The 21,094-nt window shown below is 72.8% G+C and carries 18 protein-coding genes and 2 tRNA genes; 14 read left to right on the forward strand and 6 right to left on the reverse strand.

All coding sequences use genetic code 11. The features are described from left to right. The first annotated feature begins 9 nt into the window (after positions 1-9). Both J2S58_RS18195 and J2S58_RS18200 read left to right on the forward strand, forming a co-directional pair. Complete coding sequence (locus tag J2S58_RS18195; protein ID WP_205257161.1) at positions 10-234, forward strand: hypothetical protein; 225 nt, start codon at positions 10-12, stop codon at positions 232-234. Between the two features lie 204 nt (positions 235-438). Then, positions 439-1,251, forward strand: coding sequence for a carbon-nitrogen hydrolase family protein (locus J2S58_RS18200; protein ID WP_205257162.1), 813 nt, complete (start codon positions 439-441; stop codon positions 1,249-1,251). A 28-nt stretch (positions 1,252-1,279) separates the two neighbouring features. Here J2S58_RS18200 and J2S58_RS18205 read toward each other — a convergent pair whose 3' ends face one another. From J2S58_RS18205 to J2S58_RS18220, 4 genes are read right to left on the reverse strand one after another with little or no spacing between them, the layout of a single operon-like run. Further along, entirely contained in the window at positions 1,280-2,542 is a 1,263-nt protein-coding gene (locus tag J2S58_RS18205; protein ID WP_205257163.1) for a PQQ-dependent sugar dehydrogenase, read from the reverse strand. Beyond that, a complete protein-coding gene (locus J2S58_RS18210; protein ID WP_205257164.1) occupies positions 2,535-4,202 on the reverse strand; it encodes a PH domain-containing protein in 1,668 nt (555 codons plus the stop codon). The genes J2S58_RS18205 and J2S58_RS18210 overlap by 8 nt, the downstream gene beginning before the upstream one ends. A 9-nt stretch (positions 4,203-4,211) precedes the next feature. Beyond that, complete coding sequence (locus J2S58_RS18215) at positions 4,212-4,742, reverse strand: PH domain-containing protein (RefSeq protein WP_205257165.1); 531 nt, start codon at positions 4,740-4,742, stop codon at positions 4,212-4,214. Then, entirely contained in the window at positions 4,739-5,464 is a 726-nt protein-coding gene (locus tag J2S58_RS18220) for a PH domain-containing protein (RefSeq protein ID WP_205257166.1), read from the reverse strand. The genes J2S58_RS18215 and J2S58_RS18220 overlap by 4 nt, the downstream gene beginning before the upstream one ends. Positions 5,465-5,794: 330 nt before the next feature. Here J2S58_RS18220 and J2S58_RS18225 point away from each other — a divergent pair, with 330 nt between their 5' ends. The 3 genes from J2S58_RS18225 (at position 5,795) to ilvC (ending at position 9,246) form a co-directional block, all read left to right on the forward strand. Next, positions 5,795-7,591, forward strand: coding sequence for an acetolactate synthase large subunit (locus J2S58_RS18225; protein ID WP_205257346.1), 1,797 nt, complete (start codon positions 5,795-5,797; stop codon positions 7,589-7,591). A gap of 8 nt (positions 7,592-7,599) precedes the next feature. Next, positions 7,600-8,112 carry an acetolactate synthase small subunit gene (gene ilvN, locus J2S58_RS18230; RefSeq protein ID WP_205257167.1) on the forward strand — a complete coding sequence of 171 codons (513 nt, stop codon included), beginning with the start codon at positions 7,600-7,602 and terminating at the stop codon, positions 8,110-8,112. Positions 8,113-8,220: 108 nt separating this feature from the next. Then, a complete protein-coding gene (gene ilvC / locus J2S58_RS18235) occupies positions 8,221-9,246 on the forward strand; it encodes a ketol-acid reductoisomerase (RefSeq protein WP_205257168.1) in 1,026 nt (341 codons plus the stop codon). Between the two features lie 85 nt (positions 9,247-9,331). Here ilvC and J2S58_RS18240 read toward each other — a convergent pair whose 3' ends face one another. Continuing rightward, positions 9,332-10,150 (reverse strand): phage holin family protein, encoded by an 819-nt coding sequence (locus J2S58_RS18240; RefSeq protein ID WP_205257169.1) that lies wholly within the window; start codon positions 10,148-10,150, stop codon positions 9,332-9,334. Positions 10,151-10,449: 299 nt separating this feature from the next. Between J2S58_RS18240 and serA the strand changes: the two genes are divergently transcribed. From serA to J2S58_RS18275, 7 genes are all read left to right on the forward strand, one after another. Further along, a complete protein-coding gene (serA, locus tag J2S58_RS18245) occupies positions 10,450-12,042 on the forward strand; it encodes a phosphoglycerate dehydrogenase (protein WP_205257170.1) in 1,593 nt (530 codons plus the stop codon). Between the two features lie 228 nt (positions 12,043-12,270). After that, the gene (locus J2S58_RS18250) at positions 12,271-13,293 is read left to right on the forward strand and encodes a 3-isopropylmalate dehydrogenase (protein WP_205257171.1); all 1,023 of its coding nucleotides are present in this window, start codon (positions 12,271-12,273) and stop codon (positions 13,291-13,293) included. Between the two features lie 94 nt (positions 13,294-13,387). After that, positions 13,388-15,160, forward strand: a complete 1,773-nt coding sequence (gene cimA, locus J2S58_RS18255) for a citramalate synthase (protein WP_240188985.1) — start codon at positions 13,388-13,390, stop codon at positions 15,158-15,160. Between the two features lie 94 nt (positions 15,161-15,254). After that, on the forward strand, positions 15,255-16,049 hold the full coding sequence (locus J2S58_RS18260; RefSeq protein ID WP_205257172.1) for a fumarylacetoacetate hydrolase family protein: 795 nt from the start codon (positions 15,255-15,257) through the stop codon (positions 16,047-16,049). A 53-nt stretch (positions 16,050-16,102) separates the two neighbouring features. Next, positions 16,103-17,647 carry a glutamate--tRNA ligase gene (gene gltX / locus J2S58_RS18265; RefSeq protein WP_205257173.1) on the forward strand — a complete coding sequence of 515 codons (1,545 nt, stop codon included), beginning with the start codon at positions 16,103-16,105 and terminating at the stop codon, positions 17,645-17,647. Between the two features lie 104 nt (positions 17,648-17,751). Then, a tRNA-Gln gene (locus J2S58_RS18270) sits at positions 17,752-17,823 on the forward strand. A gap of 118 nt (positions 17,824-17,941) precedes the next feature. Continuing rightward, positions 17,942-18,017, forward strand: a tRNA-Glu gene (locus tag J2S58_RS18275). 103 nt (positions 18,018-18,120) lie between these two features. Here the strand turns inward: J2S58_RS18275 and J2S58_RS18280 are convergent. Next, positions 18,121-18,822: an IclR family transcriptional regulator gene (locus tag J2S58_RS18280; RefSeq protein WP_205257174.1), complete on the reverse strand. Its 702-nt coding sequence runs from the start codon at positions 18,820-18,822 to the stop codon at positions 18,121-18,123. 110 nt (positions 18,823-18,932) lie between these two features. Here J2S58_RS18280 and leuC point away from each other — a divergent pair, with 110 nt between their 5' ends. Together leuC and leuD are read left to right on the forward strand one after the other, a co-directional pair. Next, positions 18,933-20,354 (forward strand): 3-isopropylmalate dehydratase large subunit, encoded by a 1,422-nt coding sequence (gene leuC / locus J2S58_RS18285; RefSeq protein ID WP_205257348.1) that lies wholly within the window; start codon positions 18,933-18,935, stop codon positions 20,352-20,354. A 110-nt stretch (positions 20,355-20,464) separates the two neighbouring features. Then, complete coding sequence (leuD, locus tag J2S58_RS18290; protein WP_205257175.1) at positions 20,465-21,058, forward strand: 3-isopropylmalate dehydratase small subunit; 594 nt, start codon at positions 20,465-20,467, stop codon at positions 21,056-21,058. Positions 21,059-21,094 lie beyond the last annotated feature (36 nt).

Raw genomic sequence — 21,094 nt, forward strand, 5'->3', positions numbered from 1 at the left:
CCGTGAGTGATGCGCACTCTCGCGATCGTCCTGGTCTACTCCTCGATCGCCTTCGTGCTGGTGCTCATCGCGATCATGCTCGTGCACTGGCGTCGGTTCGCCGGCGAGACCGACCGCTACCGCGCGTGGCAGTCGGTGTTCGGGCGCGCGGCCAAGGGCGTGCTCATCGCCGCCGGGGTGGCGGTGGCCGTGCTGACCGGCGCGTTGGGGGCCCTGTCCTCGATGCCGGGCTGACCGCCCGCCCGGCCCGTCCCCGTCCGCTACCCCGGAGGTCGGGTCGGTGGCCGTCAGGATTCCGCGAACGGCCGTCCGGATGCGACAGTGATCCCGCTGCGACGACGCAGGTGACACCCGGCCGACCACGCTCCGGTGCCCGTAACGGGCGCTTCGGGCCGCGTCGACCCGGCCCCTGACCTTCCGACAGCAGGAGTGTGCACGGTGCGGATCGCCCTGGCCCAGATCACCAGTACGGACGACGTCGACCACAACGCGGCCCTCGTCGCGGACCACACCGCCCGCGCCGCGGACGCCGGTGCCCGGTTGGTGGTCTTCCCCGAGGCGACCATGTGCGCCTTCGGGGTACCACTCGGCCCGGTCGCCCAGCGGCTCGACGGTCGGTGGGCCGACGGGGTGCGTGCGGCCGCGCAGCGACACGGCCTCACGGTGGTCGCCGGCATGTTCACCCCGGCGCAGGACGGCCGGGTGCACAACACCCTGCTGGCCACCGGGGCCGGCGTCGAGGCCGCCTACCGCAAGATCCATCTGTTCGACGCCTACGGGTTCGCCGAGTCCCGGACGGTCGCCCCGGGCACCGACCCGGTGACGGTGGACGTCCCCCAGGACGGTCCGGGGTCGGCCTCGATCGGGGTGGGCCTGACCACCTGCTACGACGTCCGCTTCCCCGGGCTCTACCAGGTGCTGGCCGACCGGGGCGCGCGGATCGTCGTGGTCGCCGCGTCGTGGGGAGCCGGGCCGGGCAAGCGCGAGCAGTGGGAGCTGCTGACGCGGGCCCGGGCGGTGGACAGCACCTGTGTGATCGCCGCCTGCGGACAGGCCGACCCCGCCGAGTCCGGGCGACGGACCCACCCGGAGGCGCCCACCGGGATCGGCCACAGTGCGGTGGTCGGGCCGACCGGCGAGGTGCTGGACTCCCTCGGGGCGGCCCCGGGCCTGCTGGTCGTGGACGTCGACCCCACCGAGGTGGAGCGGGCCCGAGAGGTCAACCCGGTGCTGGTCAACCGCCGCTTCTGAGCTCCGCGCGGGCGTGCACCGCCGCGGCTCAGTCCGGGCCGCCGCCCCCGCCGTCGGGTGAGGACGGCAGCACGACCACCCGGTCGTCGCTGGGTACGGGTGTGCCGGCGCCGTCCCTGTTCGAGGTGGTCATCCAGAGCAGACCGGTGCCATCGGGGACGACGGTGAGCAGGCGTCCGTACCGGTTGTCGAGCAGCTGGGTGGGGGTCCCGGAGAATCCGTTGGACGCGGAGATCGCCAGCCCGGTCAGCTTCTGCCCGTCGCGCGAGGTGGTGGCCAGGGTGCCGGCGTCCACCGCGCAGTCGTCGGCCCCACCGTCGGCCCGGGCGAACGTCCACAGCGCGTCCCCGGACGCCAGGGTCGAGTAGTCGCGGTCGGCCGCGGGCACGACCAGCACGTCGGCGTCGGTGCGCCGGTCCAGGACGGCCACGGTGCGGTCGGCGAGCACGCACGCGCCGATCACGTCGGTGAACCCCCGGGCCAGGATCGGGGACCCGGGCGTGGGGTTGTCCGCCGCCGGCTTGCCGAACTCGTCCAGTCGCAGCACCTTCCCGGCCAGCGACGCCGGGTCCGCGGCCAGGGCGGCATCACCGGTGTCCCCGGTGCCGACCAGCAGGGTGCCGTCACCACCGAAGGCGAGGCGGCCGCCGTTGTGCGTCGCCCCCTTCGGGATGCCGGTGAAGACGGCGCGTGGTTCCTCGCCGGCGGCGATGCGCAGGACGCGGTTGTCCGTCGCGGTGGTCACGTAGGCGTAGATCAGGTGGTCCTCGCCGAAGGCGGGGGACAGGGTCAGACCGAGCAGCCCGCCCGTGCCGGAGGCGTCGACGTCGGCGACGGTCGCGTACTCGACGGGTTCGGTGTCCCGGGCGATCTGCAGGATCCGCCCGGTGGTCCGTTCGCCGACCAGGGCCGAGCCGTCCGGCAGCGGCGCCAGCCCCCATGGCGCGGACAGGCAGGTCGCGATGACGGCCTCGTCGGTGGGGGCGCACGGGTCGGTCGGCGGCTCGGGGGTCTGCCCGCTGCTCGACGGCGCGCTCGACGACCCGGGGCTGCTCGAGGGCGACGGCGAGGGGTCGGGGACCGGCGGGGTGGCGGTGGCCGGATCCTGCGGGGCCGGGGCGATCGGGCTCAGCGACGGCTGCACGGTGAACGCCGCCGGCGGTGCGGAGAAGTCCCCGCACCCGGCGAGGACCAGGGCCAGCAGGACCGCGGGCAGGACGCGGCGGGACCGGCGGGAGGCCCGGGTCCGGACGGCCCGGGGACCGGGGAAGCTGACCGACACCTCAGCCACGGTACGGACCGGACCCGGCGGCGTTGCTCGGCCGCCGCCGTCCCACCCGGTGCAGCAGCAGGTCGGCGTCGGCCCGGTCGAGGTGCCGCGCGGAGATGCGTCGTCTCGAGGACAGCGTCAGGTGCACGCTGGCCAGCGCCGCCCGCCGCTGGAACACCGTGCTGCTGACCCGGGTGAGCTGCACCCGACCCACCCGCGCGACGGTGGTCGACCGGGAGATCAGTGCGTGGCTCCGCAGGGTCACGGTGTCACCGTCCAGCCGCCAGCCGGCGACCCGACCCTGCACGGTCCCCACCGCGACCGCCACCGGCAACGGAACCACCGCGAGGCCGGCCCACCAGCCCGGCAGCAGCAGTGCCGCCGCGGTCAGCACGGCGCCGACGACGACCGGCGCCGTGAGGTAGCGCCGGCGCGAGCGGCCGGGGACCGGGGTGAGCGGCCCGGGACGCCACCGCAGCTCGGGCAGCGCGGTCTGCACGAGGGCCTCCGCCCGCTCCAGCCGGACCAGCGGGAACAGCGTGCGGTCCTGGGCGTCGTTGCGTCCGTGCCCGGCCACCTCGACCTCCAGGGCGCAGTACCCCAGGGCCCGCCGGAGCACCCCCTGCACGATGCGCACGGCCTGCACCCGGTCGAGGACCACCGTGTCGACCCGTTGCGAGATCAGTCCCCGCGAGGTGCGCAGCCGGTCGCCGTCGCGGACGAGGGTGAACCGGGCCATCCGCTGGGCGGTCAGCAGGGAGCCGATCACCACGGCGAGGACGGCCAGTCCGACCAGGACCAGGACCGTGGCGCTGCCCCCGCCCAGGACCCGCCGCTCCCAGTCCCGGAACGTGTCCCGGGGTACCAGTTCGCGGAACCGCCCGTACGCGGCGGCCCCACCGGCGAAGATCAGCGGCGCGGACACCCCGGTGAGCGTGGCGACCACGAGTTCCCGGCGTCCGAGGACGGCCACCACCTCGCCGGACGGCGCCACCGGCGGGGCCGCAGCGTCGCCGGCCGGGGCAGCCGGGGGTGAGGCGTCGGCCGCCGGGTGAGGCGTGCCGCGGGGCGGCGTCGGACCGGGCGACGGGGAGCCGGACGGCGTCAGGGCCGCGCGGAGTTCGGCCAGCCGGGGGGCGGACAGGCAGGCCAGCTCCATCGCCGGGTGCTCGGACGCGCTGGGGGTGACCACCCGCAGTGCCCAGACCCGCAGGACCCGCTGGACGAGGCCCTGCCGCGCGTCCAGGGAGGTGATCCGGCTGGCCGGGATGGTGTGCTCGGACCGCCGCAGGATGCCGGACCGGACGGTCAGCACGCCGTGGGTGACGGAGTACCGGCGTGAGGCCCAGGCGCTGACGGCGTACGCGGCGACGATCACACCGCACACGGCGAAGGTCCATCCGGGCAGCCGCCAGACACCGACGGCGACCAGCGGGATCAGCCCCCGGGCCATCCGGCCGCCGCTGATCAGCAGATAGGCCGGGTGCAGCCGGCGTTCGGCGATCACGGGTCCGGCGGTGTCGGCCGCCGGCCCGGCGGCCTCCACGGTGGTCGCCGCGGCCGGGTCCGCCGGACGCTTCCGCAGGGCGGTCGGGTCGGTCGCCGGGGATCCGGTCGGATCGGTCACCGGGGGCTCGGTGGTCCGCACCCGGTCGGGGACGGGCGTCAGGTCGGGGGTCATCGCGCGGGGTCAGACGTCGTCGTCGAGATGAGCCCAGCGGCTGATCCGCGCCCGGACCTCGTCGGCTACGGCCCGGTCGAGCCCGGGCAGCGGAACGGATCCGGCAGCGGTGTGGACGTGCAGGTTGGCCAGGGCGAACCGGTCTGCCAGCACGCCGTGCTCCGACCGCAGGTACTGGACCCGGCTCATCGGCACCACCGTCCGGCTGGTGACGAGGAACCCGTGCTGGACGTCGATCTCGGTCTCGCTGATCGCGTACCAGAACAGCCGGTGCCGCACCCGTGGCGCGATCCCGGCGCGGACCCCGATCAGCAGGACGGCGACCAGCGCGGCGACGGTCCACCGCACGCCCGGGGTGAACCAGCCCGACGCCACCGCCCAGAGGACGAACAGTCCGGTCACCGGGACGCCGACCAGCAGGGCCTGCGCCGTCCAGTACCCCCGGGTGCGGGTGGGCAGCCGTTCCCGGTCGGCCGGGCGGTCACCGGGCAGGTCCTCGGGGCCGGGCGTCTCGTCGACCTCGGGGCGCGCCGAGGTCACGCGCGCCCGGGGCCGGGTCCGGGGCCGGCTCCGTCGGGATGCTCGACCCGCGGTTCATCGGCGGCGGAGGTGTCGGTGCGGCCTGCGTCCAGGTCCGCCGCCGTGGTGATCGGCCGGGCGTCCGTGACGGAGGAGGCGACCGGGTCGGCCGCCGTCCCGTGGTCACCGGTCCCGTGGTCACCGGACTCTCCGTCGCCGGTCCCGGGCTCACCGGTCCCGTGCTCGCCGGTCCCGTGCTCGCCGGTCTCGTCGTCGCCGGTCTCTTGGTCCTCGGCGAGCAGCAGCTCGCCGCCGGCCACCGCGGTCAGGGCGGGCAGATCCCGCGGGCGGACCATGATCAGCCGGATGCGCTTGCCGCCGGCGGTCACCGCGACGGCCCAGCGGGTCCCGGTGAACTCCAGGCTGTCCAGCTCGGCCCAGGCGATGGTGCGGCGGCGCCACGGGCCGATGACGGCGATGCGCCGGGCGTCCGCCGTGGTCCGGGTCAGCAGGGTGGACACCAGGACCAGGGCGGGGATGCCGTACCCCAGCCACACGAACAGCCCACCCGCGACCCCGCCCGCGGTCACCAGCGGGATGGCGCACAGGAAGGCGACGACCGGCAGCAGCAGCGCCCAGGCGGGCAGGCGGAGCGTCACCCGTCGCGGCGACCGGGGCGTCGACCCCAGGGGGGTGTCGGCGGCGGACGCTCCCGGGGTGTTCCCCGGTCCTGGACGGGACATGTCCCCATCGTGGCATCCCGCCGGACGGGAGCCGCCCGCGCGCGTCGCCCGGGGGATGTTCGCCCGTCCCGATCGGCGGGTGCGCCGGGAGTTGACAGCCCAACCTGGCCCGGCTTACTGTCGCCGCGTGCGTACCGCCCTCCTCGTAATCTCCTAGCGCGTCTCTCGCCACCCGCGAGAACGCGCCACCCCTTCGTCGCCACAGGTGACAAGGGGTCTTTTTTTGCCCGCAGCACCCCGGTGGGCAGCACGTCCGGAACGAACCGAGCACCAGCCCAGTAGCGAAGAAGGTCAGTCATGACGCAGAGCCGCGCGACCGAGGTCCGGCCGATGGTCATCCCGCAGGTGACGCTGCCCACCGGTGGTGCTCCCGCGGCCCCGGCCCCGGAGCGGACGACCGGCGCCGGCGCCGTGGTCCGGGCCCTGGAGGAGGCGGGCGCGGAGATCGTGTTCGGCATCCCCGGCGGCGCCGTCCTCCCGGTGTACGACCCCCTGCTGGACTCCACGAAGGTCCGGCACGTCCTCGTCCGCCACGAGCAGGGCGCGGGTCACGCGGCCACCGGGTACGCCCAGGCCTCCGGCAAGGTCGGGGTCTGCATGGCCACCTCCGGCCCCGGGGCGACCAACCTGGTCACCCCGATCGCCGACGCCCACATGGACTCCGTGCCGCTGGTCGCCATCACCGGGCAGGTCGGCACGCCGCTCATCGGGACGGACGGCTTCCAGGAGGCCGACATCTGCGGCATCACCATGCCGATCACGAAGCACAACTTCCTGGTCGACGACCCGGCCAAGATCGCGGAGACCATCGCGGCGGCCTTCCACCTGGCATCCACGGGCCGACCCGGCCCGGTGCTGGTGGACATCCCCAAGGACATCCTGCAGGCCGACACCACCTTCGTCTGGCCCAAGGACGTCCACCTGCCCGGTTACCGGCCGACGACCCGGCCGCACGCCGGTCAGATCAGCGCCGCGGCCAAGCTGATCGCCGCGGCCCGCCGACCGGTGCTGTACGTCGGTGGCGGCGTCATCAAGTCCGAGGCCTGCGCCGAGCTGCTGGAGCTCGCCGAGCTCACCGGCATCCCGGTGGTCACTACGCTGATGGCCCGCGGGGCCTTCCCGGACTCGCACCTGCAGCACCTGGGCATGCCCGGGATGCACGGGACGGTGGCCGCGGTCGCCGGCCTGCAGCGGTCCGACGTGCTGATCGCGCTCGGTGCGCGCTTCGACGACCGGGTGACCGGCCAGCTGTCCGGGTTCGCCCCGAACGCGACCGTCGTGCACGCCGACATCGATCCCGCGGAGATCGGCAAGAACCGGGTCGCCGACATCCCCATCGTCGGCGACGCGAAGGAGATCATCACCCAGCTGATCACCGCCATCCGGGCCGAGCAGGCCGCCGGGGTCGTCGCCGACCTCACGGCCTGGTGGGCCGACCTGGACGAGCTCCGCGGGACCTTCCCGCTGGGCTACGACTGGCCCGACGACGGCAGCCTGTCCCCCCAGTACGTGATCCAGCGTCTCGGTGAGATCGCCGGCCCGGACGCGATCTACACCTCCGGGGTCGGACAGCACCAGATGTGGGCCGCGCAGTTCGTCAAGTACGAGAAGCCCCGCACCTGGCTGAACTCCGGCGGCCTGGGCACCATGGGCTACGCCGTGCCCGCGGCCATGGGCGCCAAGATGGCCTGCCCGGAGAAGGTGGTCTGGGCGATCGACGGCGACGGCTGCTTCCAGATGACCAACCAGGAGTTGGCCACCTGCGCCATCGAGGGCATCCCGATCAAGGTCGCCGTCATCAACAACGGCAACCTGGGCATGGTCCGGCAGTGGCAGACCCTCTTCTACGGCGAGCGCTACAGCCAGACCGATCTGGGTACGCACAAGCACCGCATCCCCGACTTCAAACTGCTCGCCGAGGCCTACGGCTGCGTCGGGCTCCGGTGCGAGTCCCGCGAGGACGTCGACGCCACCATCGCCGCGGCCATGGCCGTCAACGACCGTCCGGTCGTCGTCGACTTCACCGTCGGCAAGGACGCCCAGGTGTGGCCGATGGTCGCCGCCGGCACCGGTAACGACCAGATCATGGCCGCGCGCGGCATCCGTCCGTTGTTCGAAGAGGAGTGAGCACACCCGTGAGCCGTCACACGCTGTCGGTCCTGGTCGAGAACAAACCCGGTGTGCTGGCCCGGGTCTCGTCGTTGTTCTCCCGGCGGGGGTTCAACATCGACTCCCTGGCCGTGGGTCCGACGGAGAACCCGGAGGTCTCCCGGATGACCATCGTGGTCGCCGTCGAGGCGCTCCCCCTGGAGCAGGTCACCAAGCAGCTGAACAAGCTGATCAACGTGCTGAAGATCGTCGAGCTGTCCTCGGACGCGGCGGTCCAGCGTGAACTGGTGCTGATCAAACTGCGTGCCGATCCGCACAGCCGCGGGCAGATCATCTCGATCGTCGAGATGTTCCGCGCGCACATCGTGGACGTGGCCCCGGACTCGCTCACCGTCGAGGTGACCGGGACCTCCGACAAGCTCGAGGCGCTCACCAGGCTGCTCGAGCCGTACGGCGTCCGCGAGATCGTGCAGTCGGGCATGGTGGCGCTCGGCCGCGGACCGCGGGCGATCACCTCCTCGTCCAGCAGGGCAGACTGAGCGCCGCCTGCACACCCGCGTCACCGTCCGCCCGTCCGGGGCGGACCGGTCGCGCACCTGACATTCCGGGCCGAGCACGGCCCCCTGAGAAAGGATGCGGAACCATTCATGGCCGCTGAGATCTTCTACGACGCCGACGCCGACCTCTCGATCATCCAGGGCCGCAAGGTCGCGGTGATCGGGTACGGCTCGCAGGGTCACGCCCATGCGCTGAACCTCCGCGACTCGGGCGTCGACGTCCGGGTCGGCCTGCCCGAGGGCTCCAAGTCCCGCAGCAAGGCCACCGACGAGGGCCTGCGGGTCGTCACCCCCGCCGAGGCGGCCGCCGAGGCCGACGTGATCATGGTGCTGACCCCGGATCACGTGCAGCGGCACGTGTACGCCGAGGCGATCGAGTCCAACCTCACCGCCGGCAAGGCGCTGGCCTTCGGTCACGGCTTCAACATCCGCTACGGCTACATCAAGCCCCCGGCCGACGTCGACGTCATCATGATCGCCCCCAAGGGCCCCGGTCACCTGGTGCGTCGTGAGTTCGTCAACGGCAAGGGCGTGCCGGACCTGATCGCCGTCGAGCAGGACGCCAGCGGTGGCGCCCAGGCCCTCGCGCTGTCCTACGCCAGCGCCATCGGCGGGGCCCGGGCCGGCGTCATCAAGACGACCTTCCCGGAGGAGACCGAGACCGATCTCTTCGGCGAGCAGGCCGTGCTCTGCGGCGGCATGTCCCGCCTGGTGCAGCTCGGCTTCGAAACCCTGGTGAACGCCGGCTACCAGCCGGAGATCGCCTACTTCGAGTGCCTGCACGAGCTCAAGCTGATCGTCGACCTGATGTACGAGGGCGGCATCGCCAAGCAGCGCTGGTCGGTCTCCGACACCGCCGAGTACGGGGACTACGTCTCCGGCCCGCGCGTCATCGACGAGCACGCCGCGCAGCAGATGCAGGGCGTCCTCAAGGACATCCAGGACGGCACCTTCGCCCGCCGGTTCATCGCCGACCAGGACGCCGGTGCCCCGGAGTTCAAGCAGTTCCGCACCGAGCAGGAGCAGCACCCGATCGAGGAGACCGGGCGCAAGCTCCGCGGCCTGATGAGCTGGGTCGCCGCCGACGACGACTACAGCGGCACCGCCGCCCGCTGACCTGCGCACACCCCCTGAACGCCGAACCGGGCGGGAGCACCGTGCTCCCGCCCGGTTCTGTGTCCGGAGGCTTCCTGGACAGCGGTCAGAGGGTGGAGGTCCCACGCGAGCGGAACCATTCCTTGCTCGGCCTCTGCAGCATGAGGATGACGATGGTCACCGAGATGGCCAGGCCGAGCACGTTCCGGTTCTCCCCGTCGTCGGTGAACAGGCTGACCAGCTGGATCGCCGCGGCCACGATCGCCACGACCGTCAGGAACTTGGCGCTCCGGCCCTGCAGCGCCCACACCCCGGACCAGATGTAGACCGCACCGACAGCCAGGAACAGCACGGCCAGCACGATCACCACGGCACCCGCCGTCCCGCTCTCCCCGGCTCGGGTGGCCACCACACTCCCGGCGAGCAGGGCGATCAGCCCGACGAGCAGGCTGAGCCCGCCGACCACGAACGCGAGGACGGCGGATGCGGTGACCTGGCCGGGTCGACGCCCGCCCGGGGGAGCGGGATACCGCGAATCCGTCGGCGCCGCGTACGCACCCCCCGGAAAGGCGCCCGGCTGTCCGTTACCCGGCTGTGGGTATCCCGGTTGCCCGTACGCCTGCTGTCCGTACTGCGGCTGTCCGTACTGAGGCTGCGGGTACCCCTGCTGGCCGTGACCCGGCTGTCCGTACTGGGGCTGCTGGTATCCCTGCTGGCCGTATCCCGGCTGCCCGTACTGGGGCTGCTGGTATCCCTGCTGTCCGTACCCCTGTTGTCCGTACCCCTGTTGCCCGTACCCCTGCTGTCCGTAACCGGGGTGCGCGGGGCCGCTGCCGCCGGGACCCGCGTCGTCCTTGCGGAGGTTCGGCGTCCCGCCCGGTGCCGGGGTGGACCCCGACGGATCCCCGTCGGTCGGTGTGCTCATGGTCGGTCCTCTCGTCTGCCGCTCACGGCCGTGTCCGCGCCGTGCGGCGATCATCGCCCGACCCGGGTGGGAACGCCGTGGGATCGCCGCAGATCAGCCCGCGGTCGCCCGGTCGTCGGGTCGTCGCCGCCCGCATCGCTACGATGACCCGCGGACCGCGCCGTCCGCCCGGGTTCCCGGGTCGGCCGTCGGGTCGTGCCGCCCCGCACGCCGGTCCGGGAGCCCTGTGCCCCGTCGTCCCGCCCCGCGCCCCGCCCGGGGGAGCGGGGTCGGCGCGGCACGCCTGAACAGGAGATCACGTGCCCCAGCCCGTCGTGCTGATCGCGGAGGCGCTCGCGCCCTCGGCCATGGAAGTCCTCGGTGACGAGTTCGAGATCCGATCGGTGGACGGTGCGGACCGGTCCGCGCTGCTCCCGGCGCTGGCCGAGGCGGACGCGGTGCTCATCCGGTCGGCGACGCAGATCGACGCCGAGGCCCTGGCCGCGGCGCCGCGGCTCAAGGTGGTCGCCCGGGCCGGCATCGGCCTGGACAACGTCGACGTGCCGGCGGCCACCGCCCGCGGCGTGCTGGTCGTCAACGCCCCGCAGTCGAACATCATCACCGCCGCCGAGCACGCCGTCGCGCTGGTGCTGTCGGTGGCCCGCCACATCCCCGCCGCCCACGCCTCCGTGCTCGCCGGCGAGTGGAAGCGGAGCGCGTTCACCGGCGTCGAGATCGCCGACAAGACCGTCGGCGTGGTCGGTCTCGGTCGGATCGGGCAGCTCTTCGCCAGTCGCATCGCCGCCTTCGGCACCACCGTGATCGCCTACGACCCCTATCTGCAGCCCGCCCGGGCTGCGGCCCTCGGGGTCCAGCTGGTCGACCTGGCCACCCTGCTGACCCGCGCCGACATCATCTCGATCCATCTGCCGCGCACCCCCGAGACGCTGGGGCTCATCGGCGCGGCCGAGCTGGCCACGGTCAAGCGCGGCGTGCTGATCGTCAACGCGGCCCGCGGTGGCCTCATCGACGAGCAGGCCCTCGCCGACGCCCTGGCCTCCGGGCAGGTCGGCGGGGCCGGCGTCGACGTCTACGTGCAGGAGCCGCTGTCCGCGGACAACCCCCTGCGCACCGCGCCCAACGTGGTGTTGACGCCGCACCTGGGCGCCTCCACCGTCGAGGCGCAGGACAAGGCGGGCACGGCGGTGGCCCGGTCGGTCAAGCTGGCCCTGCGCGGCGACTTCGTGCCCGACGCGGTGAACGTGCAGGCGGCCGGGCCGGTCGCCGACGAGGTCCGACCGTGGATCCCGCTCGTGTCCCGGCTCGGCACCATCCTCACCGCCGTCGGCGGCGGCGTCCCGAGCACCGTGGTGGTCGAGGTGCGCGGCGATCTGGCCCACCAGGACACCACGATCCTGCAGCTGGCCGCGGTCCGCGGGATCTTCGGGCCGGTCATCTCCGAGTCGGTCACCTTCGTCAACGCCCCCGCCCTGGCCGCCGAGCACGGGCTCGACCTGTCCGGCACCTCCAGCGAGGAGACCGGTGACTACCGCTCCTCGGTGACGCTGCGGGCGGCCATGCCCGACGGTGCCGCCCGCTCGGTCAGCGGCACGCTGTCCGGGGAGGACCAGACGGCCAAGCTCATCGAGATCAACGGCCGGCACTTCGACCTGCGCGCCGAGGGCGACATGCTGGTGCTCGCCTACGCCGACCGGCCCGGCGTGATGGGCACGGTGGGCGCCCTGCTGGGCGACGCCCAGGTGAACATCCAGGCGGCGCAGATCTCCCAGGAGCTCTCCGGGCGGGCCGCCATCATGGTTCTCCGGGTGGACGGCATCCCGCCGCAGGATCTGCTTGACGCCATCGGTTCCGCGGTCGACGCCCGCGCGATCCGCGCCATCGCCGCCGACTGACCAGCTGCGGCCCCCGGAGGCGGCCTGCGGGGTCATCCCGCAGGCCGGGGGCGACACCCGATCGGGGGCTCGCGGCGGCAAAATGCTCGCTGTGCGTCGATTGCCCGATACGCTGAGCACGATGTCAGGGCGTGCGCTCCACCCCGGTGATGTGCCCCGACACCCCTGCAGTCCGAATCGAGCCCGGCGACGGGCGACCGCGCCCGGCGGCGCGACAGAGAGGTCGAGATGAAGCTCGCGGTGATCCCCGGAGACGGCATCGGTCCCGAAGTGGTGGCCGAGGGCCTCAAGGTCCTGACCGGGGTCGTCCCCGACGTGCAGACGACCGACTACGACCTCGGCGCCACCCGCTGGCACCGCACCGGCGAGCTGTTGCCGGACTCGGTGCTCCGCGAACTCCGTGGGCACGACGCCATCCTGCTCGGCGCCGTCGGTGACCCGACCGTGCCGTCCGGGATCCTGGAGCGCGGTCTGCTGCTGCGCATCCGTTTCGAGCTCGACCACCACGTCAACCTGCGGCCCAGCCGGCTGTACCCGGGCGTCTCGGGTCCGCTGGCCGGCGACCAGGCCATCGACCTGGTCGTCATCCGCGAGGGCACCGAGGGTCCGTACGCCGGCAACGGCGGTCTGCTGCGGAAGGACACCCCGCACGAGATCGCCACGGAGATCTCGCTGAACACCTATTTCGGTGTCGAGCGCGTGGTCCGGGAGGCCTTCCGCCGGGCGGCCCGCCGCCCCCGCAAGCACCTCACCCTGGTGCACAAGACGAACGTGCTCGTGCACGCCGGCCAGCTCTGGTCGCGCGTGGTCGAGGAGGTGTCCATGGAGTTCCCGGACGTCTCGGTGGCCTACTGCCACATCGACGCCGCGATGATCTACCTGGTCACCGACCCGGGTCGGTTCGACGTCGTGGTCACCGACAACCTGTTCGGCGACATCCTCACCGACCTGGCCGCGGCCGTCTCCGGCGGCATCGGTCTGGCCGCGTCCGGCAACCTCGACCCGTCGGGGGCCAACCCAAGCATGTTCGAGCCGGTGCACGGATCCGCCCCGGACATCGCCGGCGCGGGCGTCGCCGATCCCACGGCCACCGTGTTGTCCATCGCCCTGCTGCTCGACCAGCAGGGGCTGCCCGAGGCCGCCCGTCGGGTGGAAGCAGCCGTGGCCTTCGACCTGGCCACCCGCCAGCCGGGGTCCACCGGCCGCACGTCGGCCATCGGCGACCGTTTGGCGGCGCTGGCCTCCAGCTGAGAGCATCGTCCGGGCCCGCGTGGCCGGCCGCTCTCCGGCCGGGCGTACGCCGGGCTCCGATGCCGTCCGTCGTCCCCTGATCCGAGGTTCCGCGATGATGCCAGCCCGGCGCACCTCCCCCCTGGGGGATGCCTTCCACGTCTTCGACACGACGCTGCGCGACGGTGCCCAGCGTGAGGGCATCACCTACTCGGTGGCCGACAAGCTGGCCGTCGCCGCACTGCTGGACGAGCTGGGTGTCGGCTTCATCGAGGGCGGTTGGCCGGGGGCGATGCCCAAGGACACCGAGTTCTTCGCCCGGGCGGCCGCCGGTGAGCTGACCCTGCGCACGGCGCAGCTGGTCGCCTTCGGCGCGACCCGCAAGGCCGGGACCACCGCCGCGCAGGACCCGCAGGTGCAGGCCCTGCTGGACTCGCAGGCCCCCGTCATCACCCTCGTGGCCAAGTCCGACGTCCGGCACGTGGAGCGCGCATTGCGCACCACGCGCGAGGAGAACGTGGAGATGGTCCGGGACACGGTCGCCCATCTCGTCGCCGCCGGCCGCCGGGTCTTCCTGGACTGCGAGCACTTCTTCGACGGCTACGCCTTCGACCGCGACTACGGGCTGGAGGTGGCCCGGGCCGCGGTGGACGCGGGGGCCGACGTCGTCGTGCTGTGCGACACCAACGGCGGCATGCTGCCGGTGGACGTCCACCGGGTCGTGACGGAAGTGGTGCAGCGCACCGGGTTCCGCATCGGCATCCACTGCCAGGACGACACCGGCTGCGCCGTGGCCAACACGGTGGCCGCCGTGCAGGCCGGTGCCACGCACGCCCAGTGCACCGCCAACGGGTACGGGGAGCGGGCGGGCAACGCCGATCTCTTCGCGGTGCTGGGCAATCTGGTCACCAAGCTGGGTCTGCCGGTGCTGCCCGAGGATAGGCTGGCCGAGATGGTCCGGGTCAGCCACGCCCTGGCCGAGCTGGCCAACATCGCCCCGGACACCCACCAGGCCTACGTCGGGTCGTCCGCGTTCGCCCACAAGGCCGGCCTGCACGCCTCGGCCATCAAGGTCGACCCCGAGCTGTACAACCATCTCGACCCGGCGCTGGTCGGCAACGACATGCGCATCCTGATCACCGAGATGGCCGGGCGCGCCTCGGTGGAGCTCAAGGCGCGGGAGCTGGGTGTCGACATCTCCGGGCAGCCCGGAGTCATCGGCGCCGTGGTGGACACCGTCAAGAGTCGGGAGGCCGCGGGCTGGTCGTACGAGGCCGCGGACGCCTCCTTCGAACTGCTGCTGCGCGACACCCTCGACCAGGCCGAGCGGGCCGCCGGCCGTGAGGCGTCCGTCGAGTCGACGCGGGCCTTCCGGCTCGAGTCCTACCGGGTCATCGTGGAGAGCCAGCCGCCGACCCCCGTCGACGGGGGAGCGGGGCCGGGCACCGTCACCGTTCCCGCCGTGTCGTCCGAGGCGACGGTCAAGGTGCACGTCGGCGGCCGCCGGGTGATCGCCACCGCCGAGGGCAACGGGCCGGTGAACGCGCTGGACTCAGCGCTCCGGCTGGCCGTCTCCGAGCAGTTCCCGGAGATCGACCAGATGGAGCTCGTCGACTACAAGGTGCGCATCCTCGCCGACAGCGCCGGGACCGATTCGGTCACCCGGGTGCTGGTGTCCTCGGCGATGGGCGGCCGGGAGTGGACCACCGTCGGCGTGCACGCCAACGTGGTCGAGGCCTCCTGGCAGGCCCTGGTCGACGCCATGGTCTACGCCCTGGCCCAGCCCTCGCTGGCGGCCGGAGCCCCGGCAGGTCCGGCCTCCGGGGCGGACGGGGTGTCGTCCCCGGTCGCCGCCGGTGGTCCCGGTGGTGTCCCGCTCGCCGGGTAGCGTCCTGCGCGGTCGTCCCCCACCGGGGTCGACCGCCCCGACACCCCGGTCGGGAGATCCGGCCGGGGCAGCAGCCGAACTCAGGAGAACCCCCATGCGCCTGGCCAGGATCGCCCACCCCGAAGGCGTCGCGTTCGTCCAGGTCGACACCGATCCGGGTGAGCACTCCGGGTCGCTCCGCGACGCCGTGGCCCGGGAGATCCTGGACCACCCGTTCGGCAACCCCACCTTCACCGGTCGGTCCTGGCCGTTGGCCGACACCCGGCTGCTCGCCCCGATCCTGCCGTCCAAGGTGATCGCCGTCGGTCGCAACTATGTCGACCACGCCCGTGAGCTGGGCAACGAGGTCCCCGCCGAGCCGCTGATCTTCCTCAAGCCGTCGACCTCGGTCATCGGGCCCAACGTGGCCATCGCCCGGCCGGCGTCGTCCGACCAGGTCGACTTCGAGGGCGAACTCGCCGTGGTCATCGGCCGGCCGTGCCGCGACGTGCTGGCCGAGAACGCGGCCTCGGTCATCCTGGGGTACACGGTGGCCAACGACGTCACCGCCCGCGACCAGCAGCGCGCGGACGTGCAGTTCACCCGGGCCAAGTCCTACGACACGTTCTGCCCGCTCGGCCCGTGGATCGTCACCGACCTCGACCCCTCCGACCTGGCCGTCACCACCCAGGTCGACGGCGAGACCCGCCAGGAAGGGCGGACCGCCGACATGGTCTTCCCGGTGGGCGAGATCATCGAGTACGTCAGCGCGATCATGACCCTGCTCCCGGGTGACGTCATCCTCACCGGTACCCCGGCCGGTGTGGGCCCCCTGCTGGCCGGGCAGAGCGTCTCGGTCACCGTCGAGGGCATCGGCACCCTGACGAACCCGGTGATCGACCGCCCCTGAGCGTGCCCCGGACCGGACCGCCGCCCCACGGTCCGGTCTAGGGTGGGTGCGCCATGACTGACACCACCGCGCCCTCATCCAGTCCCGCCGCCGCCGTCCAGGAGGGCGGTGTGCAGCCCCCGACCGGCCGTCCCGTGCGGGCCCGGTTCTGCCCGTCGCCCACCGGCACCCCGCACGTCGGGCTGGCCCGCACCGCCCTGTTCAACTGGGCCTTCGCGCGGCACCACGGCGGGAAGCTGGTGTTCCGCATCGAGGACACCGACGCGGCGCGCGACTCCGAGGAGTCCTACACGGCACTGCTGGAGGCCATGCGCTGGCTCGGGCTGGACTGGGACGAGGGCCCCGAGGTCGGTGGACCGGACGGGCCCTACCGGCAGAGCGAGCGGACCGGGATCTACGCCGACGTGGCCGCCCGGCTGCTGGCCGCCGGCCATCTGTACGAGTCGTGGTCCACGGCGGAGGAGGTGACCGCCCGCCATGTGGCCGCCGGTCGGGACCCGAAGCTGGGGTACGACAACGCCGACCGGAGCGGAGATCCCGCGTCGATCGCGGCCGCGCGGGCCGCCGGTCGACCGCCGGTGCTGCGCCTGCGCATGCCGGACGCGGACATCACCTTCACCGACATGGTGCGCGGGCCCATCACCTTCCCGGCCGGGACGATTCCCGACCCGGTCCTGGTCCGGGGGACCGGCGAACCGCTGTACACGCTGACCAACCCGGTGGACGACGCGCTGATGGGCATCACCCACGTCCTGCGGGGCGAGGATCTGCTCCCGTCCACCCCGCGGCAGATCGCGCTCTACGCCGCGCTCATCGACATCGGGGTGGCCGGTCACACCCCCGAGTTCGGGCACATGCCGTTCGTCACCGGCGAGGGCAACCGCAAGCTCTCCAAGCGTGACCCGCAGTCGAACCTGTTCCAGTACCGCGACGACGGGTTCATCCGCGAGGGCATGGTCAACTACCTGGCCCTGCTGGGCTGGTCGCTGGGTGCCGACGAGGACGTCTTCAGCCCGGAGCAGCTCGTCGCCGCGTTCGACGGTCGGCGGATCTCCGGAAACCCCGCCCGGTTCGACCGCAAGAAGGCCGAGGCGATCAACGGTGCGCACATCCGCCGGCTGAGCCCGCAGGACTTCGCTGCCCGGCTGGAGGAGTACCTGCGCCACACCGGGATGCTGGCGGCCGACCCCGACCCCGCCCGGGTCGCGCTGCTGGCGGCCGCGGCGCCCCTGGTCCAGGAGCGCTCGGCCCTGCTCTCGGATGCCGCCGCCATGCTGGCGTTCCTGCTCGTCGAGGACGCCGCCTTCGCCCTGGACCCGGCGGCCGCGGCCAAGGTGCTGACCGCACAGTCGGCGCCCGTGCTGGACGCGGCGATCTCCGTCGTCGAGCGGATCGAGCCGTTCGACGCGGCGGGTTTGGAGGACGGGCTCAAGGCGGCGCTGGTCGACGACCTGGGTCTCAAGCCGAGGGTCGCCTTCGGGCCCGTCCGGGTGGCCGTCACCGGGCGCACCGTGTCGCCGCCGCTGTACGAGTCCATGGAGCTGCTCGGCCGGGAGACGAGTCTGCGTCGCCTGCGGGCCGCCCGGGTCGGGCTCTGACCCCGGCTCCGTCGGCGGCGTCCGGAAGCCCTGCCGACCAGGCGATTTCAGGTGAGAGCGGGAGTCAGGTAGTCTCTTCCAGGCGCCCACCGCGGTGAGCGCATTGGGGTATGGTGTAATTGGCAACACTAGGGATTCTGATTCCCTCATTCTAGGTTCGAGTCCTAGTACCCCAGCGGTCGACTTTCCTTCCCTCTGCGAGAGCTCCGCCCCGGTCACGGTGTGCGGTGACGGGCAGGGGATCGTGTAAAGTCTGTCCGGAGTCGAAGCCCGCGAGGGCAGGTACTCACCTAGGGCCCCGTCGTCTAGCGGCCTAGGACGCCGCCCTCTCACGGCGGTAGCGAGGGTTCGAATCCCTTCGGGGCTACCAGTTCCACCGAAGTCCCCATCACCGGCCCGGTGATGGGGACTTCGTCGTTTCCCGGGTTCCCGCGGACCCCGTGGCGGCTCCGGGGATCCCCCTCACCGCGCGGTCACAGGCGCGCGGTCAACGCCTCCGACGCCTCGACCAGGTCACCGGCCCACCGGATGCCGGGCCGCCGCCCGATCCGTTCCACGGGCCCGGACACCGAGACGGCTGCGACCACCCCGCCGGACAGGTCGCGGACCGGGGCCGACACCGAGGCCACCCCGGCCTCCCGTTCCGCGACCGACTGGGCCCAGCCGCGGCGGCGCACCTCGGCCAGGGTGCGTTCGGTGAAGGTGGCCTCGGACAGCACGGCCCGCTGCACCGTCGGATCGGCCCAGGCGGTGAGCACCTTCGCGCCGGAACCGGCGTTCATCGGCAGCCGCGCGCCCAACGGGACGGTGTCCCGCAGACCGGTGGTGAGATCCGAGACGGCGATGCAGATGCGGGTCATCCCGTCGGGTCGGTAGACCTGCACGCTCTCCCCGGTGCGGTCCCGGAGTCGGGGGAGCACGTCGGCCGAGGCGGCGACCAGGGGATCCGGGGCCGCGGCCGCCAGCGAGCCCAGCAGCGGCCCGGGACACCATCGGCCGGCGGAGTCGCGGGCGAGCATCCCGTGCACCTCCAGGCCGACGGCGAGGCGGTGCGCGGTGGCCCGGGGGAGGCCGGTGGCGGTGCACAGGTCGGCCAGGCCGATCGGTCGGTCGGCGGCGGCCCGGAGCACCTGCACCGCTTTGTCCAGCACCCCGATGCCGCTAGTGTGTCCCATACAGCGATACTAATTTCCTGCATTATGAGATGTCCAACGCGACCGCCGGCCGCCGGGGCATCGAGGTCCCGGAGCACCGGGTGCAGGCAGCCGCAGGAGGGACAGCAGCAATGGGGCGCACTCTCGCCGAGAAGGTGTGGGAAGCACACGTCGTGCACCGGGCGGAGGGCGAGCCCGATCTGCTCTACATCGACCTGCACCTGGTCCACGAGGTCACCAGTCCGCAGGCCTTCGACGGTCTCCGGCTGGCCGGCCGGCCGGTCCGCCGCACGGATCTGACATTGGCCACCGAGGACCACAACGTGCCCACCACGGGCATCAATCTGCCTATCGCGGACGCGGTGTCGCGCACCCAGGTCGACACCCTGCGCGCCAACTGCAAGGAGTTCGGGGTCCGCCTGTTCCCGATGGGCGACCGCGAGCAGGGCATCGTGCACGTCGTCGGCCCGCAGCTGGGCATCACCCAGCCCGGCATGACGATCGTCTGCGGTGATTCGCACACCTCCACCCACGGGGCGTTCGGTGCCCTCGCGTTCGGCATCGGCACCAGCGAGGTGGAGCACGTCATGGCCACCCAGACGCTGCCGCTCAAGCCGTTCCGCACCATGGCCATCACGGTCGAGGGCTCGTTGGCCCCCGGGGTCACCGCCAAGGACATCATCCTGGCGGTGATCGCCAAGATCGGCACGGGCGGCGGCCAGGGGTACGTCCTGGAGTACCGCGGCGCGGCCATCCGGGCGTTGTCCATGGAGGCCCGGATGACCATCTGCAACATGTCCATCGAGGCCGGTGCCCGGGCGGGGATGATCGCCCCCGACGCGACCACCTTCGACTACATCGCCGGGCGCCCGCACGCCCCGGCCGGTGAGCTGTGGGACCAGGCCGTCGCCGCCTGGTCCGAGCTGGTCACCGACGACGACGCCGTCTTCGACGCCGAGGTCGTCCTGGACGCCGACACCCTGACCCCGTTCGTCACCTGGGGCACCAATCCCGGGCAGGGGCTGCCACTCTCGGCATCCGTGCCGGATCCGGAAACCATCGGCGACGACAACGAGCGGGCCGCCGCCGAGCGCGCCCTGGAGTACATGGGCCTGCAGGCGGGAACCCCGCTGCGGGACATCCGGGTCGACACCGTGTTTCTCGGCTCCTGCACCAACGGGCGCATCGAGGACCTGCGGGCCGCGGCCGACATCCTGCGGGGCCGGCACATCGATCCGGATCTCCGCATGCTCGTCGTCCCCGGCTCCATGCGGGTCAAGGCGCAGGCCGAGGCCGAGGGGCTGGACCAGGTCTTCACCGACGCCGGTGCGGAATGGCGCAGTGCGGGGTGCTCGATGTGCCTGGGCATGAATCCCGACCAGCTGGCCCCCGGTGAGCGCAGTGCGTCCACCTCCAACCGGAACTTCGAGGGACGCCAGGGCAAGGGTGGCCGCACCCACCTGGTCTCCCCGCTGGTGGCGGCGGCGACCGCGCTGCGCGGAACCCTCTCCTCCCCGGCCGATCTCGTCGACGCCGGCTCGACCGGCCGCTGATCCCGCCGTCCGCCACCGGCGTCCCCCCGCGGGGCTGCCGGCGGCGGGTGCCGGGCCGTCGGCACGGACCGACGGACACCCGCCTTCCTCCAGCTCTCGAAAGGACCATCGTGGACGCCTTCCGCACCCACACCGGCGTGGGGATCCCGCTCCGCCGGAGCAACGTCGACACCGATCAGATCATCCCGGCCGTCTACCTCAAGCGGATCACCCGCACCGGGTTCGAGGACGGGTTGTTCTCGGCCTGGCGCAGTGACCCGACCTTCGTCCTGAACCAGCCCGCGTTCTCGGCCGGTTCCGTGCTGGTCGCCGGTTCGGACTTCGGCACCGGATCCTCGCGGGAGCACGCGGTCTGGGCCCTGATGGACTACGGGATCCGGGTGGTCATCTCGCCGCGGTTCGCCGACATCTTCCGCGGGAACTCGGCCAAGGCCGGCCTGGTCGCCGCCCAGGTCTCACCGGACGAGGTCGAGCTGCTCTGGAAACTGCTGGAGAACGAGCCCGGCACCGAGGTCACCGTCGACCTGGCCGAGCGGACCATCACCGCGGGCACCCTGGTGATCGGCTTCGACATCGACGACTACACCCGCTGGCGCCTGCTCGAGGGATGGGACGACATCTCGTTGACCCTGCGGCACGCCGACGAGATCACCGAGTTCGAGGCGCACCGGCCCGCATGGGCGGCCACCACCACGGCCGTCTGACCGCGTCGGGCCGGGCCGGGTGATCCGGTCCGGCCC

Source organism: Nakamurella flavida (genome assembly GCF_030811475.1).
GTDB classification, from domain to species: domain Bacteria; phylum Actinomycetota; class Actinomycetes; order Mycobacteriales; family Nakamurellaceae; genus Nakamurella; species Nakamurella flavida.